Below are 15,758 nucleotides of genomic sequence, written 5' to 3' on the forward strand. Positions count from 1 at the left end.
GCTCGGACCTGCTCCGAACACCGCGCCCAGCCCCACGCCGCCGCACCCGGTACACAGCCGAACCCGCCCGGATCAAACTCCTACGCCCCGTAGAAAAGCTCCTCCACGACCACCCGAGCCCGCCGCGCAGTCCGCCGGTACGCATCCAGCATGTCCCCCACATGACCGTCCCCGTACCCCAGGTACCGGCCCACCGCGGCCAACTCCCGGCTCTCCGGAGGGAACGTGTCGCCGGCCCGCCCCCGCACCAGCATCACCGCGTTCCGCACCCGCGTGGCCAGCACCCACGCCTCGTCCAGTATCGAGGCCTCCTCGGACCCCAGCAGTCCCGCCGCGCACGCCGCGGCCAGCGCCTCGCGGGTCCGGGTGGTCCGCAGCCCCGGCTCGGCCCACCCGTGCCGCAGCTGGAGCAGCTGCACCGTCCACTCGACGTCGGACAGCCCGCCCGGCCCGAGCTTGGTGTGCAGCTTGGGATCGGCCCCGCGCGGCAGCCGCTCGGACTCCATACGGGCCTTCAGCCGCCGGATCTCGCGGACCGCGTCCTCGCCGAGGCCCTCCGCCGGATACCGCAGCGGATCGATCAGCTCGATGAAACGGCGCCCCAGCTCCTCGTCCCCGGCCACCGGTTCGGCCCGCAGCAGGGCCTGCGACTCCCACACCAGGGACCACCGGCGGTAGTACGCCTCGTAGGAATTGAGCGTGCGCACCAGCGGCCCGGACTTGCCCTCGGGCCGCAGGTCGGCGTCGATCAGCAGCGGCGGGTCGGCGCTGGGGATCTGGAGCAGCCGCCGCATCTCGGAGACGACCTTGTTCGCCGCGTCGGCGGCCTCCCGCTCGGCCACGCCCTCCCGCGGCTCGTGCACGAACAGCACGTCCGCGTCGGAGCCGTAGCCCAGCTCGTGCCCGCCGAACCGGCCCATCGCGATGATCGTGAACCGGGTCGGCAGGGTGTCGCCCCAGCCGTCGCGGACCACCGCCCGCAGCGTGCCGGCCAGGGTCGCCGCCGTGAGGTCGGAGACCGCGCCGCCGACCCGGTCCACCAGGGCCCCCTGATCGGCCTCGGCGGGATTGGTCTCGGTGCCGTAGGAGTCGACGATGTCGGCGGCGGCCGTACGGAACAGCTCGCGGCGGCGGACACCGCGCGCGGCCCGGACCCCGTCCTCGGCGTTGTCGGCGCGGCCGACGGCGGCGAGGACCTCCCTTTCCAGCTGGGCGTGTTCGCGGGGTTCGAGGCCGCCGCCGGGGCCGCCGCCCTCGCGGGCACCGTCGCCGTCGCCGAGCAGGGCGACCGCCTCGGGGGCGCGCATCAGCAGGTCGGGGGCGAGCCGGCCGGCCGACAGCACCCGGGCGAGGTTCTCGGCGGCGGCGCCCTCGTCCCGCAGCAGCCGCAGGTACCAGGGGGTCTTGCCGAGGGCGTCGGAGACCTTGCGGAAGTTCAGCAGGCCCGCGTCCGGGTCGGCGGACTCGGCGAACCAGCCCAGCAGGACGGGCAGCAGGGTGCGCTGGATCGCGGCCTTGCGGGTGACGCCCGAGGCGAGGGCCTCCAGATGGCGCAGGGCGGCCGCCGGGTCGGCGTAGCCGAGCGCCTCCAGGCGTTCCCGGGCCGCCTTCGGGCTCAGCCTGGCCTCGGCGGGGCCGAGTTGGGCGACCGCGTCGAGCAGCGGGCGGTAGAAGAGCTTTTCGTGCAGGCGTCGTACGACACCCGTGTGCCGCTTCCACTCGCGGATCAGCTCGGTCTCCGGGTCGGTGCGCAGGCCCAGGGAGCGGCCGAGGCGGCGCAGGTCGGCCTGGTCCTCGGGGACCAGGTGGGTGCGGCGCAGCCGGTAGAGCTGGATGCGGTGCTCCATGGAGCGCAGGAAGCGGTAGGCGTCGTCGAGCTGGGTGGCGTCGGCGCGGCCGACGTAGCCGCCGGCGGCGAGGGCCTGGAGGGCGACGAGGGTGGTGCCGGAGCGGATGGTGGCGTCGGCCCGCCCGTGCACCAACTGGAGGAGCTGGACGGCGAATTCGACGTCGCGCAGGCCGCCGGGGCCGAGCTTCAGCTCGCGGTCGACCTCGGCGACGGGGATGTTCTCCACCACCCGGCGGCGCATCTGCTGCACGTCGGTGACGAAGTTCTCGCGCTCGGCTGCCTTCCAGACCAGCGGTTCGAGGGCGTCGATGTACTCCTGCCCCAGTTCGCGGTCGCCGGCGACCGGGCGGGCCTTGAGCAGGGCCTGGAACTCCCAGGTCTTGGCCCAGCGCTGGTAGTAGGCGAGGTGGCTGCTCAGCGTACGGACGAGGGGGCCGTTCCTGCCCTCGGGCCGGAGGTTGGCGTCGACCGGCCAGATCGAGCCCTCCACCGTGGTCTCGGAGCAGATCCGCATCATGTGCGAGGCGAGCTTGGTGGCGGAGCGCAGGGCCTTGGCCTCGTCGGCGCCGGTGGCGGCCTCGCCGACGAAGATGACGTCGACGTCGGAGACGTAGTTCAGCTCGTGGCCGCCGCACTTGCCCATGGCGATCACCGCGAGCCGGCAGGCGGCGGCGTCCTCGGGCGCGGCGCGCTCGGCCAGGGCGAGGGCGGCGCGCAGGGTGGCGGTGGCGAGGTCGGCGAGCTCGGCGGCGGTCTCGGCGACGTCGGTGGTGCCGCACACGTCCCGGGCGGCGATGGACAGCAGGCAGCGCCGGTAGGCGACCCTCAGGCCGACCGGGTCGTCGGCCTCGGCCAGGCCGCGCTCGAACTCCACCACCCCGGGGTGCAGGTCCCGGGGCTCGTAGGTGACCAGGGCCTCCCAGTCCCGCGGGTGCCGGGCGAGATGGTCGGCGAGGGCCGCGGAGGCGCCGAGGACGCCCAGCAGGCGGTCCCGGAGCGGCTTGGCCGCTATCAGGGTGTCGAGCAGCTCCCGGTCGGTGGGGCCGGGCTGGGCCTCCAGCAGCCGTACCAGGCCGTGCAGGGCGAGGTCCGGGTCGGCGGTGGCACCCAGTGCCTCCAGGAGGACCGGGTCGTCGCGTACGGCCGCCAGTTCGGGGCTGTCCAGCAGCCGCTCGGCGGCCGAGGCATCGGTGAAGCCGTGCCGCAGCAGTCGCGTGAAGGTACTGCTCCTGCGCCCCGGCGTCATCCGCGGCCTCCCCAGGGATCGAGAACCGGATCAAGGTCGTCCACGCCAGAGCCTAACCGCAGACCCTGCCACGGGCGCCGATGAGTTTCCGGCGGGATCGTGGTCTGTACCGGGTCCGCACCGGCAGGAAACCGAAGGAGGCATCATGCGCGAACCCGAGGGTGTGCTGGACGCCCGCTACAGCAGCCCCGGCACCCGGGCCCACGACTGGTCCGAGGCGGAGAAGCTGCTCACCGGCGCCGAACTGTTCTGGCTCTCCACGGTACGGCCGGACGGGCGGCCGCACGTCACCCCGCTGCTCGCGGTGTGGCACGACGGCGCCCTGCACTTCGGCACCGGCCCCGGCGAACGCAAGGAGCGCAACCTCGCCGGGAACCCGCACGTCGTCCTGACCACCGGCAGCAACAGCTGGGCCCGGGGGTACGACCTGACCGTCGAGGGCGAGGCGGTGCGGGTCACCGACGACGGCCGGCTGCGCGAGCTGGCGGCGGCCTGGGAGGCGAAGTACGGCCCCGCCTGGCACTACGAGGTGGCCGACGGCTGCTTCCAGCACGGGCCCGGCCGGGCGCTGGTCTTCGCGGTGCGGCCCCGCAAGGTCCTCGGCTTCGGCAAGGGCGAGCCGTTCAGCCAGACGAAGTGGACGTGGACCGGCTGAGCAGGGCCGGTGAGGTCAGCCGCGGTTCGGCCGTGCCCCCGAAGGGGCGCTGAGGGTACCCCGGCCGAGGGCTGGGGGAGGAACCGCGCGACCGGCTACGACGGTGCCGCGGTCGGGCGGCCGGGCACGGCACTTCCAGCGGAGCGCTCAGGCGTCCTGCGGGAGCCGTTCACCCGCTCTTCATCCGTCTGGTCGGATGCGGTGGGACGGGGGGATTATTGGCGTGTGCATGCTCTGTCCGCACCGCCACCAGCCCCTCCCTTCCCCCACCACCGGAGGTTGATGTGTCCGGCAGTTCCGCACGTTCGGCCATGCTGCGCCGAGCCCGTACGACGGTGGCCTCCGCCACCGCCTTCACCGCGGCCGCGATCGGCCTGTGGACCGGGCTCGGCGGCACGTCCGCGCACGCCGCGAGTGCCGTACCGACCCCGGACCACGTGATCGTCGTGGTCTTCGAGAACCACGCCTACAGCCAGGTCATCGGCTCCTCCAGCGCCCCCTACATCAACTCGCTGGCGACCGGCGGCGCCAACCTGACCCAGATGTACGCCGAGACCCACCCGAGCCAGCCCAACTACTTCGCCCTGTTCTCCGGCGCCACCCAGGGCATCACCGACGACGGCTGCTACACCGCGGGCTTCTCCTCGGCGGCGAACCTGGCCTCCGAGCAGCTCGCGGCCGGCCGCACCTGGGCCAGCTACAACGAGACCCTGCCCAGCCAGGGCTCGACCACGTGCAGCAGCGGCAACTACGCGCGCAAGCACAACCCGTGGTTCGGCTTCAGCAACGTACCGACGTCGACCGCGAAGACCTTCGCCCAGTTCCCCACCGACTACACCAACCTCCCCCAGCTGTCCTTCGTCACCCCCAACCTGTGCAGCGACATGCACGACTGCTCGGTGTCCACCGGCGACACCTGGCTGAAGAACAACCTGGGCGCGTACGCGACCTGGGCCAAGACCCACAACAGCCTCCTCGTCGTCACCATGGACGAGGACAACCGCCTGGCCGGCAACCGCATCCCGACGGTCCTGTACGGACAGCCGGTCAAGGCGGGGTCGGCCTCCTCCACCACCTACAACCACTACGACCTGCTGCGCACCCTGGAGGACACCCAGGGCCTGAGCGCGCACGCGGGCAACGCGGCCTCGGCCGACGACATCACCGGGATCTGGGCGTCCTGACGTGTATGTAGCGGACAGCCGCGCGAGCACTCCGGCGGCGTCCGCGGAAGGTACCGCCCGGCCGGTGACAGCCGGGCGGTACCGCACCGCGGTCGCTCCCACCGTCCTCGCCCTCGGCACGGTCAGCCTGGTCACGGACGTGTCCTCCGAGATGGTGACAGCGGTCCTCCCGCTGTACCTGGTGACGGGCCTGGGCCTGTCCCCGCTGGGCTTCGGGCTCCTGGACGGCGTCTACAACGGCTTCTCGGCGGTCGTACGCCTGGCCGGCGGCCACCTCGCCGACCGCGGCGCCGGCCGGCACAAGTGGGTGGCGGGCGCGGGCTACGCGCTCTCGGCGCTGTGCAAGCCCCTGCTGCTGATCGCCCACACCCTGACCCCCATCGGCCTGGTCCTCGCGGCGGACCGCACGGGCAAGGGCCTGCGCACGGCTCCGCGCGACGCCCTGATCTCCCTCGCCAGCACCCCGGAGACCCGGGGCCGCGCCTTCGGCGTGCACCGGGCCATGGACACGGCGGGCGCCCTGCTCGGCCCCCTGGCGGCGTTCCTGATCCTGCGGGCCACGGTGGACGGCTACGACGCGGTCTTCACCGTGAGCTTCTGCGTGGCGGTGGTCGGGGTGCTGATCCTGGTGCTGTTCGTCCCGGGTGAACGCTCTCGTACGGCCGACGCGGCGGCGCGCCCCACGCTGCGCGCGGCCGTGGGCCTCCTGTCCGATCGGGACCTGCGCCGCATCACCGTCTGCGCCCTGCTCCTCGGCCTCGCCACGGTGAGCGACTCGTTCGTGTACCTGCTGCTGCAGCGGCGGCTCGGCGTCCCGGACCGCTGGTTCGCCCTGCTCCCCCTGGGCACGGCGGCCGCGTTCCTCCTCCTGGCCGTCCCCCTGGGCCGGCTGGCGGACCGCTGGGGCCGCTGGCGGGTGTTCCTGGCAGGTCACGGAGCCCTGTTGCTGACGTACGCGTCGCTGCTCACGTCCTGGCACGGCACGGCGCTGCCGTACGTGGTCCTCGCCCTGCACGGCACGTTCTACGCGGCGACCGACGGGGTCCTGATGGCGGCCGCGTCGGACAGCGTGCCGGAGGCGCTGCGCTCGTCGGGTCTGGCGCTGGTCCAGACGGGCCAGGCGGGGGCGCGTTTCGCCTGCTCACTGGCGTTCGGGGCGGCTTGGACGCTGTGGGGCGACCGTACGGCGCTGAGCGTGTCGGCGGTGGCCCTGGCGGTGTGCGCCGCGTACGCCCTGACCCTCCGCCCCTTCCGGAAGGCTGCCGTATGACCCTGAGGTCCCGCGTCCTGATCCTCGTCGCGGCCCTGGCCGCGCTGGGGGCGATAGCCCTGGCCTCCGTCCTGCACGCGTCGGCGCGGGCGGAGCGCCGCGACCACACCCAGGCGGGCGGCCCGAAGGTCACCTCCGGAACGGTGACGCTCACCACCCCCGGCACCATGGTCTTCCGCAACATGGCCTGGGGCCCGCACCGGGACGAGCTGACGACGACCCCGGCGGCCGACCCGGCCGGCCCGCGCACGGCCTCCGGCGTGAAATGCCTGCGCTTCTACGCCGCTTCAGGCACGGGCGTATGCCTCCAGGCCGTGCACGGCCCGGTCTCGGACACCTACCGCGCGTTGATCCTGGACGCGAAGCTGCGCACGCGCGCCCACTACGACGTCCCGGGCATCCCGTCCCGGGCCCGGGTCTCCCCCACCGGCCACTACGCCGCGTGGACCGCGTTCGTGGGCGGCGACTCGTACGCGGGTACGAACTTCTCGACGCGTACGGCGGTCGTCGACACCCGCACCGGCGAACTGATCCCGTCCCTGGAGGCGTTCCGGATCGTCAAGGACGGCCGTACCTACCAGTCGGCGGACGTCAACTTCTGGGGCGTGACCTTCGCTTCGGACGACGACACCTTCTACGCGACGCTCGCGACGAAGGGCGCGACGCACCTCGTGCGCGGCAGCCTCCGCACCCGCACGGTGACCACGCTCCACCCGAACGTCGAGTGCCCGTCCCTCTCCCCCGACGGCACGCGCGTCGCCTACAAGAAGCGCGTGCGGGGACTCCCCAAGGACGCCCCCTGGCGCCTGTACGTCCTGAACCTGAAGACGATGCGCGAAACCCCGCTGGCGGAGACCCGAAGCGTGGACGACCAGGCGGTCTGGAAGGACGCGCGTACGGTCGTGTACGCGCTGCCGGGCGACTACGGGGCGGACCTGTACGAGATCCCGGCGGACGGCACGGGAAAGCCCCGCCGGATCAGCGTCTCGGCGGTGTCACCGGCGTACGTCGGTCCGTAGCCGCCCGGGTGAATGTGGGGGCCTCTCCGGGGCGGTTGCGACTCGAAGGCGCCCGCCGTGGGGAGGCACTTCCCATGCCTGTGATCTTCTTCGACATCGGGGCGACCCTGGCGGAACCCCGGCTGAACCCCGACGGCTCCCTGGCGCTGCGTCCCCTGCCGCGTGTCCTGGCCGTGCTCGACGACCTCGGCGAGCTGCGCCAGGGCATCATCTCCAACCCCGGGACCCACCAGGGTGACGCGGACCGGGTGGCGGCCGCGCTGCACGAGGCGTTCCCGGGCCGTTTCACCGACGCGGCCCTCGTGCACTGGGGCGCGAAGGACAGCCGCGCCCTCTTCGACCGGGCCGTCGCGAGCGCCGGCGGGACGGCCGACGACTGTGTCTTCGTGGGCGAGGACGCCCGCGAGCGCGCGTTCGCGCGGGAGGCGGGCATGCGTACGGCGGCCCACCCGGTGTTCACCCGGGCCGCCACGGAGGACCGTCAGGTGCTCCGGGCCCGGATCGAGTCGCCCGCCGGCCCGGACGGCCCGGAGCTGGACACGGCCGTGGACGCGACCGAGGCGGTCGTCGTGGAGGTCGTCTCCGAGCGGCTCGCGCTCGCCATGGTGACCGCGCGGGGCGCCGAGGCGCTGCGGCGGGCGGGGTTCACGGTCGACCTGCGCGGGCCGGTGGACACCACCGGTGACGGCGTGCGGGCCGACGAGGAGCCGGACGTGCTCGGCGACACGGAGCCGGACGGAGAGGCCGAGCGGGTCGCGGCCGAGAAGTTCGTCAACGACCTGCTGGCGCGCGGCGAGGCGGTGTTCGAGGGCGAGGAGCCGACGCCGCGTACGACGCATGTCATCAGGCGCGAGGACGACGGGCGGCTGACCGCCCGCCGTCTGCGCTTCCTCGGCTGACGCCGAGGCTCTCCCGGTGGATCAGTCGAAGCAGCGCCGGACCAGGGCGAGGCCCTCGCCGGTCGAGTTCCCGGCGATCTCGTGGGTCTTGACCCGCGACGGGCTGTCGTCGACGAACGCCGAGGCGGTGCGGTGCGCCTCCGGGACGTCGACGCGACCGCGCCGGAAGAGGTCCTCCAGGAACGACGTGGCGACCCGGTCGGGGTCGGTGGGCCGCAGTGAGCCGCCGGCGGGGTCGGAGGCCGCGATACCGAACCGTCGTTCCTCCGCCGGGGCGGACAGGGTGATCGGCTGGTTCAGGCCGTACATGGTCCCCTGGACGGTGACGGGCATCAGCCCCTCATCGTCACCGCCGCCCGGGATCGCCTCGGCCATGCCGACGCCCCTGCGCGACACCTCCGACTCGGTGATCGACGTGGCGGCCTCCAGGGAGAGGATGCCGTGCCGGACGAACGCCGAGCGCAGGAACGGGCCGTAGCGGCCGCCGTTGCGGCGCTGGTCGGCGGCGATCATGTGGCCGGCGACCTGCGCGTAGTAGGCGGACACCACGGGCGCGGCGACGACTGCGTCCACCAGCAGCTGCCCGGCGATCTCGGCCGCGAGGCCCAGACCGGCCTGGTCCTGCAGGTCCTGCTGCCGGAAGATCCCGGCGACGCACTTCAGGAAGGCGCCGCTGAACACCCGGGAGAACGAGTGCGGCTCGCTGGACAGCATGTTCGCGGGACCGTTCGGCGACAGCAGCACCGGGTCGCGGTAGAAGAAGCTGTTCGACATGTTCCGCAGGCAGTCGGGGTCGACCGCGCCCGGGTGGCCCTGGCGGATCGCCCAGCCCAGTTGCTCGGCCATCCGGGACACCCGCGAGGACACTTCGAGGTCGCCCTGGGTCTCGGCCAGGACGGAGCTGCGCAGCGACTCCTGCCGCAGTGCCGACACCAGCGCGCTGATGTCGCCGAACGCCTCGTGCAGGGCGGCCGCCTCCGCGCTCGACGCGCTGAACAGCTGGGGGCGCAGGGCGTCGAGGATCGCGTGTCCGGCCTCGTGCCTGACGATGTCGCCGCTCTCGCACGAGGCGACGGTGACGCCGGCCACCGTGCGCCGGAAGAACCACAGGCCCTTGCGGTCGTAGAAGGCGTTGAGGTCGTTGCCGGCGTCGAGGTGGGCGGTGAGGGCGCGGCCGACCTTCGGGTGCCAGTGCGTGCCGGTCGGCACGAGCGGGCCCCAGGTCTGGCAGGCGCTGCTGAGCGCGTCGGCCGCGACCCAGTAGCGGAACGCCTCGGTGCCCGGTCCCGCGCTGTCCGGCTGCGGGGCCGTCTCGGCGATGGCGGCGGGGAAGGGCTGGGTGTCGAGCTGCGGAACGGCATGCGGCACGGGCATGTTGACGTGCCCGAAGGATCCGGGGTCCTCCTCGTACACCAGGATCGTCGGAATCGTGGATTGCTGTTGCTGCACCGTCACGGTGCCTCCCTGAAGGCGGGATGGATCACGGTTGGTGGAATCCCCCACAGGGAAACTGGCCAGAAGTCCCTCGTGTTCAGTACGAGGCCCCGGCAACCCGGTGTCAATTCGAACATCCCGGCCCGAAGCCGCCGAACGAGTGACGGCCCCCGTGGCCGCGAGAGCACACGGGGGCCGTCGACACCGGCTCGGACCAGGGCGGTGACCCGCCCTACCGCATCGGGGCGACCCGCCCTTACAGCACCGGCAGGTTCTTCCGCAGCTCGAACGCGGTGACCTCGCTGCGGTACTCGTACCACTCCTGGCGCTTGTTGCGCAGGAAGAAGTCGAAGACGTGTTCGCCGAGGGTCTCGGCGACCAGGTCGCTGCGTTCCATCAGGGTGAGGGCCTCGCCGAGGTTCTGCGGGAGAGGCTCGATGCCCATCGCGCGGCGCTCCGCGTCGGAAAGGGCCCAGACGTCGTCCTCGGCGCCCGGCGGGAGTTCGTAGCCCTCCTCGATGCCCTTGAGGCCGGCCGCCAGCAGGAGGGCGTAGGCCAGGTACGGGTTGGCTCCGGAGTCGATGGAGCGGACCTCGACGCGCGCCGAGCCCGTCTTGCCGGGCTTGTACATCGGGACCCGGACCAGCGCGCTGCGGTTGTTGTGACCCCAGCAGATGTAGGAGGGGGCCTCGCCGCCGGCGCCGGCGGTGCGCTCGGAGCCGCCCCAGATGCGCTTGTAGGAGTTCACCCACTGGTTGGTGACCGCCGAGATCTCCGCGGCGTGCTTCAGCAGGCCCGCGATGAAGGAGCGGCCGACCTTGGAGAGCTGGAATTCCGCGCCCGACTCGTAGAACGCGTTCCGGTCGCCCTCGAAGAGGGAGAGGTGGGTGTGCATGCCCGAGCCGGGGTGCTCGGAGAAGGGCTTCGGCATGAAGGTCGCGTGCACGCCCTGCTCCAGCGCCACCTGCTTCATGACCAGGCGGAACGTCATGATGTTGTCCGCCGTGGAGAGCGCGTCCGCGTACCGCAGGTCGATCTCCTGCTGGCCGGGCGCGCCCTCGTGGTGGGAGAACTCGACCGAGATGCCCATCGACTCCAGCATGGTGATCGCCTGGCGGCGGAAGTCCATGCCCACGTTGGTGGGGGTGTGGTCGAAGTAGCCCGAGTTGTCGGCGGGGATCGGGCGGGAGCCGTCCAGCGGGCGGTCCTTCAGGAGGAAGAACTCGATCTCCGGGTGGGTGTAGAAGGTGAAGCCCAGGTCGGAGGTGCGGGCCAGGGCGCGCTTGAGGACATAGCGCGGGTCCGCGAAGGACGGGGAGCCGTCCGGCATCAGGATGTCGCAGAACATACGGGCCGTGCCGGGGGTCTCCGCGCGCCACGGGAGGACCTGGAAGGTGGACGGGTCCGGCTTGGCGATCATGTCGGACTCGTAGACCCGGGCGAAGCCCTCGATCGCGGAGCCGTCGAAGCCGATGCCCTCGTCGAAGGCCTGTTCCAGCTCGGCCGGGGCCACGGCGACGGACTTGAGGAAGCCCAGCACGTCCGTGAACCACAGGCGTACGAACCGGATGTCCCGCTCCTCCAAGGTCCGGAGCACGAACTCCTGCTGCTTGTCCATCTTCCGCTTCCCCATCCTTGCTGGTCAGGCCGCCTGTTCCCGGTCCCTCAGGAGGCGGTCGGGCACCTGAGCATCACACCACAACAGCATTTCATGCGCGTTGCGGACCATGATCGCCCCGGCGTCCTCGGCCTGAACGGCTCCCGTACGGCAGGTGTACCGCCCTGGCGCCCATCTTGCCTGCTCGCACCGACATCCGTAATGGCCGATCCGATTCCGACGCACGTCACACCCGACTCATGAAGATGAATATCAGATGCAGACCCACTCGACGTCCGGCGCCCGGCGCGGGCCACCCCCACCCATCCGCACCCCCGCGTTCGGATTATCGGTTTCCTGTCGAATCACCGGCATTTCCAGGTCTTTCCTGTGTCCTCCCTACGACCGGTCCCATCTCCCCCATTACGATCAGCGGGCCCCACCTTCCACGCCCCTTTCCCCCAGAAGGACACATCCCATGGGTACCGCGAAGAAGAGCAACAGCGCCGAGCGCAAGGCACGCATAGAGGAGATGCGGCGCGCCGAGCAGGCGCGTGAGCGTCGCGGCCGGATCCTCACGATCGCCGCGAGCGTGGTGGTCGTCGCCGGCCTCGTGGTCGGCGGTGTGGTGCTGGTGAAGAACCAGTCCGGTGACGACTCCTCGGCGGCCGACGCGAAGACCTCGGGGCACTTCGTGACCGGCAAGGACGGGGTGAACACCTGGAAGGGCACGCTGGGCCGGACGCACGTGACGACGACCGTGCACTACCCGACCGAGCCTCCGGTGGGCGGCAACCACAACCCGGTCTGGCAGAACTGCAACGGCGACGTCTACACCGAGGCGCTCGACAACATGAACGCCGTGCACGCGCTGGAGCACGGCGCGGTCTGGGTGACGTACAACAGCAAGGCGAAGAAGGCCGACGTCGACGCGCTCGCGGCGAAGGTGAAGCAGACGCCGTACACGCTGATGAGCCCGGACGACAAGCAGAAGGACCCGATCATGATGACGGCGTGGGCGCACCAGCGCACCGTGACCGGGGCCGACGACCCGAACGTGGGCAAGTTCTTCGAGGAGTTCGTGCAGGGCAAGCAGACACCCGAGCCGGGTGCCGCGTGCACGGGCGGTAAGGGCCAGTGATGCGGTCGGTGCTCATCGCGGGCTCCGCGGTGGCGGTGCTGGTCGCGGCCGGCGCGATCACCTACGCGGTCGCGGGCGAGGACAACGACGGCGGCGGTGCGGTCCCGAGCGCCGACTCGGCGGATGCCGGGTTCGCGCGGGACATGGCGGTCCATCACCAGCAGGCCGTCGAGATGTCGTACATCGTGCGCGACCGCACGAAGGACACCGACGTACGGCGCCTCGCCTACGACATCGCGCAGACGCAGGCCAACCAGCGCGGCATGCTGCTGGGCTGGCTGGACCTGTGGGGGCTGCCGAAGGTGTCGGCCGATCCGCCGATGACCTGGATGGGCATGGGCGACATGGCCTCCGGCAAGGACGGTGCGCTGATGCCGGGCATGGCGACCAACACCGAGCTGAAGAAGCTGGGGACGCTGAACGGCAAGCAGGCGGAGATCTTCTACCTGCAGCTGATGACGGACCATCACAAGGGCGGTATCCACATGGCCGAGGGCTGTGTGGCCAAATGCACCGTCACGGTGGAGAAGAACCTCGCCCAGGGCATGGTGGACGCGCAGCAGTCGGAGCTGACGACGATGGCCCAGATGCTGAAGGAGCGGGGCGCCGAGCCGCGCGCCTGAACTGACGTACGGGGTGGGGGATTTGTCGACTTAACTGCACCGCAAGGGCTTACGGGCAATCGCAATCGATCCGTAACGTTTGGTACGGCGTCGAAATCCGGTCAAAAACCCCTAATCAACGCCCACTTGGGGTTTCCTTGGCCTTTTCATTCCCCTGGCATGAACAGTTCACCGCAAGAGTGACCCCCATCGTGTGATCCATTCACGGGCCGTTCCGCCGCTGGCCTCCTGATGATCACGCCTGACCGACCACTCCATGCGTCGAACCGCATAGCAGGGGGCAGTATGAGATCGAACCGTGCCAAGGTGCGGGCCAGCGTGAGCATGGCAGCGACACTGCCGATGATCGCCGGCGCGCTCGCACTCGGCATACCCGCGGCGCACGCCGCGGACAGCCCGGCCCGTGACACCCTGAAGGGCACCAAGCCCACGTGGGCCACGGCCAAGGCGGACAAGGGCGCCACCTCCAACAGCGCCCAGGTCAAGGCCCGGGTCTACCTGGCCGGCCGGAACGCCAGCGGCCTCGCGGCCTACGCGAAGGCCGTGTCCGACCCCAGCTCGCCGTACTACGGCAAGTACCTCAGCGCCAAGCAGGCGCAGGCCCGCTTCGGCGCCACCGCGGCCCAGGTGAAGGCCGTCAAGTCCTGGCTGACCGCGTCCGGCCTGAAGGTCACCGAGGTCACCCAGCACTACATATCCGTCTCCGGCGACGTCTCCGCCGTCGAGCAGGCGTTCGGCACCCAGCTGCACAACTACGCCAAGGGCTCGAAGACCTACCGCGCGCCGCAGAAGACCGCGTCCGTGCCGGCGGCCGTGAGCAGCGCGATCCTGACCGTCACCGGTCTGGACAACGCGCCGCACAAGGCGACCCACGACGACACGCTGCCGCCCCCGGCCGGCGTGTTCAAGAACTCCGGGCCGTTCTCGTCGTACTACGGCTCGAAGACCGCGACCACGCTGCCGGACGCGTACGGCACCAAGATCCCGTACGCCGTCGAGGGCTACACCGGCAAGCAGCTGCGGGCCGCCTACGGCGCCGGCAAGTACACCGGCAAGCACGTGCGCGTCGCGATCACCGACGCGTTCGCCTCGCCGACCATCGCCTACGACGCCGGCACCTACGCCAAGGCGCACGGCGACGCCGCGTGGAAGACGAGCCAGCTGCACCAGGTGCTGCCCTCGAACTACACGAACACCGGCGCCGACGAGTGCGACGCCTCCGGCTGGTACGGCGAGGAGACCCTCGACGTCGAGGCCGTGCACGCGGTCGCGCCGGACGCCGACGTCACCTACGTGGGCGCCGCGTCCTGCTTCGACAACGATCTGCTGGACTCCCTCAGCAAGATCGTCGACAACCACCTGGCCGACATCGTCTCCAACTCCTGGGGCGACATCGAGGCCAACCAGACCCCGGACCTCGCGGCCGCCTACGACCAGGTCTTCCAGCTGGGCGCGGTGCAGGGCATCGGCTTCTACTTCTCCTCCGGTGACAACGGCGACGAGGTCGCCAACACCGACACGAAGCAGGTCGACACCCCGGCCAACTCCGCCTGGGTGACGGCGGTCGGCGGGACCTCGCTGGCCGTCGGCAAGGGCGACAAGTACCTGTGGGAGACCGGCTGGGGCACCGAGAAGGCCTCGCTGTCGGCCGACGGGAAGAGCTGGACCGGCTTCCCCGGCCCGTTCACCTCGGGCGCGGGCGGCGGCACCAGCAAGACGGTGAACGAGCCGTCCTACCAGAAGGGTGTCGTCCCGAACTCGCTCGCCAAGGCCAACAGCGCCTCCGGCAACCGCGTGGTCCCGGACATCTCGGCGATCGCCGACCCCAACACCGGCTTCAAGGTCGGCCAGACGCAGACCCAGGCGGACGGCACCGAGGCGTACAGCGAGTACCGCATCGGCGGCACCTCGCTGGCCGCTCCGGTCATCGCGGCGGTCCAGGCCCTCGCGCAGGAGGCGGGCGGCGGCAAGGCGATCGGCTTCGCCAACCCGCTGATCTACTCCAAGTACGGCACGAAGGCCTACCACGACGTCACGGACAAGCCGACCGGCAAGGACCTCGCGGTCGCCCGCGTCGACTTCGCCAACGGCTACGACGCCACCGACGGCCTGCTGACCTCGGTCCGCAGCCTCGGCAAGGACAGCTCCCTGTCCGCGGTCAAGGGCTACGACGACGTCACCGGCGTCGGTACCCCGGCGGCCGGCTACGTGGAGTCGTACAAGGCGCACCGCAAGCACTGATCCGCTGCGCGGCTTGACCAAGGGGCGTGGGGTCCTTCTCTTCGGAGGCCCCCACGCCCCTTTGCGTTACGCCGACTTGAGGGAGGCTATGAAGGGGGCCCAGGCGGTGGCGGGGAGGAGGAGGGCGGGGCCTTGGGGTGCCGTCTTCGAGTCGCGGACGGGGACGAGGCCGGGGTAGTCGCTGGCGACCTCGACGCAGTCGCCACCATCACCGTTGCTGTAGCTGCTCTTGAACCAGAGCGCGTCACTCAAGTCGATTCGGCTGCTTGCCATTTCGGTAATCCCCTGCCGCTGCCTCGATCATGGCCAGGGACGTCTCCGGTGACAGCGCCACGGCCCTGAGCCGATCGTATGCCTTGCGGTACTGACTCACGAGGGCCGGATCGTCGATGGTGTCCCCGCTGTACGACGCCTCGACATACAGCAGTGGTGGGGCGTCCGGGAAGGCCATGATCGTGATCGACGCGGCCATGAGGGGATACGCGCCGCAATTCCGCGGAACGATCTGCGACGCCGGACGAGCCACCCAGACCACGGATTCACTCCAGGCGCCTGGCACAAATCCGCCAATCGCCACACAAGGGCCCAGCCGCCGGCCGC

The 15,758-nt window shown here is 71.3% G+C and carries 12 protein-coding genes and 1 pseudogene; 8 read left to right on the top strand and 5 right to left on the bottom strand.

Going from position 1 to position 15,758, the window contains the following annotated elements; translation table 11 throughout:
- Window positions 1-80 precede the first annotated feature (80 nt).
- The gene (locus ACZ5K7_RS06180; RefSeq protein WP_468911056.1) at window positions 81-3,095 is read right to left on the bottom strand and encodes a bifunctional [glutamine synthetase] adenylyltransferase/[glutamine synthetase]-adenylyl-L-tyrosine phosphorylase; all 3,015 of its coding nucleotides are present in this window, start codon (window positions 3,093-3,095) and stop codon (window positions 81-83) included.
- 145 nt (window positions 3,096-3,240) lie between these two features.
- Between ACZ5K7_RS06180 and ACZ5K7_RS06185 the strand changes: the two genes are divergently transcribed.
- The 5 genes from ACZ5K7_RS06185 to ACZ5K7_RS06205 all read left to right on the top strand — a co-directional run bounded on the left by ACZ5K7_RS06185 (window position 3,241) and on the right by ACZ5K7_RS06205 (window position 8,122).
- The gene (locus tag ACZ5K7_RS06185; protein WP_351692707.1) at window positions 3,241-3,750 is read left to right on the top strand and encodes a pyridoxamine 5'-phosphate oxidase family protein; all 510 of its coding nucleotides are present in this window, start codon (window positions 3,241-3,243) and stop codon (window positions 3,748-3,750) included.
- A gap of 311 nt (window positions 3,751-4,061) precedes the next feature.
- Window positions 4,062-4,934 carry an alkaline phosphatase family protein gene (locus tag ACZ5K7_RS06190; RefSeq protein WP_351692889.1) on the top strand — a complete coding sequence of 291 codons (873 nt, stop codon included), beginning with the start codon at window positions 4,062-4,064 and terminating at the stop codon, window positions 4,932-4,934.
- Between the two features lies 1 nt (window position 4,935).
- Window positions 4,936-6,204 (top strand): MFS transporter, encoded by a 1,269-nt coding sequence (locus ACZ5K7_RS06195; protein ID WP_351692704.1) that lies wholly within the window; start codon window positions 4,936-4,938, stop codon window positions 6,202-6,204.
- The gene (locus ACZ5K7_RS06200; protein ID WP_468911060.1) at window positions 6,201-7,223 is read left to right on the top strand and encodes a TolB family protein; all 1,023 of its coding nucleotides are present in this window, start codon (window positions 6,201-6,203) and stop codon (window positions 7,221-7,223) included. Before ACZ5K7_RS06195 ends, ACZ5K7_RS06200 begins: the two co-directional genes overlap by 4 nt.
- 74 nt (window positions 7,224-7,297) lie before the next feature.
- Complete coding sequence (locus ACZ5K7_RS06205) at window positions 7,298-8,122, top strand: HAD family hydrolase (protein ID WP_351692699.1); 825 nt, start codon at window positions 7,298-7,300, stop codon at window positions 8,120-8,122.
- 21 nt (window positions 8,123-8,143) lie between these two features.
- Here ACZ5K7_RS06205 and ACZ5K7_RS06210 read toward each other — a convergent pair whose 3' ends face one another.
- Both ACZ5K7_RS06210 and ACZ5K7_RS06215 read right to left on the bottom strand, forming a co-directional pair.
- Window positions 8,144-9,577, bottom strand: a complete 1,434-nt coding sequence (locus ACZ5K7_RS06210; protein ID WP_468911064.1) for a gluzincin family metallopeptidase — start codon at window positions 9,575-9,577, stop codon at window positions 8,144-8,146.
- Window positions 9,578-9,812: 235 nt separating this feature from the next.
- Window positions 9,813-11,174, bottom strand: a complete 1,362-nt coding sequence (locus ACZ5K7_RS06215; protein WP_351692693.1) for a glutamine synthetase family protein — start codon at window positions 11,172-11,174, stop codon at window positions 9,813-9,815.
- 457 nt (window positions 11,175-11,631) lie between these two features.
- On the opposite strand from ACZ5K7_RS06215, the gene ACZ5K7_RS06220 reads away from it, so the two are divergent.
- The 3 genes from ACZ5K7_RS06220 to ACZ5K7_RS06230 all read left to right on the top strand — a co-directional run bounded on the left by ACZ5K7_RS06220 (window position 11,632) and on the right by ACZ5K7_RS06230 (window position 15,158).
- A complete protein-coding gene (locus tag ACZ5K7_RS06220) occupies window positions 11,632-12,294 on the top strand; it encodes a DUF3105 domain-containing protein (protein ID WP_468911068.1) in 663 nt (220 codons plus the stop codon).
- A complete protein-coding gene (locus ACZ5K7_RS06225) occupies window positions 12,294-12,917 on the top strand; it encodes a DUF305 domain-containing protein (protein ID WP_450971749.1) in 624 nt (207 codons plus the stop codon). Before ACZ5K7_RS06220 ends, ACZ5K7_RS06225 begins: the two co-directional genes overlap by 1 nt.
- A gap of 324 nt (window positions 12,918-13,241) precedes the next feature.
- Entirely contained in the window at window positions 13,242-15,158 is a 1,917-nt protein-coding gene (locus tag ACZ5K7_RS06230; protein ID WP_351692886.1) for a S53 family peptidase, read from the top strand.
- A gap of 66 nt (window positions 15,159-15,224) precedes the next feature.
- On the opposite strand, the gene ACZ5K7_RS06235 is transcribed toward ACZ5K7_RS06230, so the two are convergent.
- Window positions 15,225-15,431, bottom strand: a complete 207-nt coding sequence (locus ACZ5K7_RS06235; protein WP_468911071.1) for a DUF397 domain-containing protein — start codon at window positions 15,429-15,431, stop codon at window positions 15,225-15,227.
- Window positions 15,403-15,678: pseudogene (locus ACZ5K7_RS06240) on the bottom strand (Scr1 family TA system antitoxin-like transcriptional regulator); the annotation flags it as partial. The gene ACZ5K7_RS06235 and the pseudogene ACZ5K7_RS06240, both read right to left, overlap by 29 nt.
- Window positions 15,679-15,758: the final 80 nt, after the last annotated feature.

This window comes from Streptomyces sp. NPDC031497 (assembly GCF_055580905.1).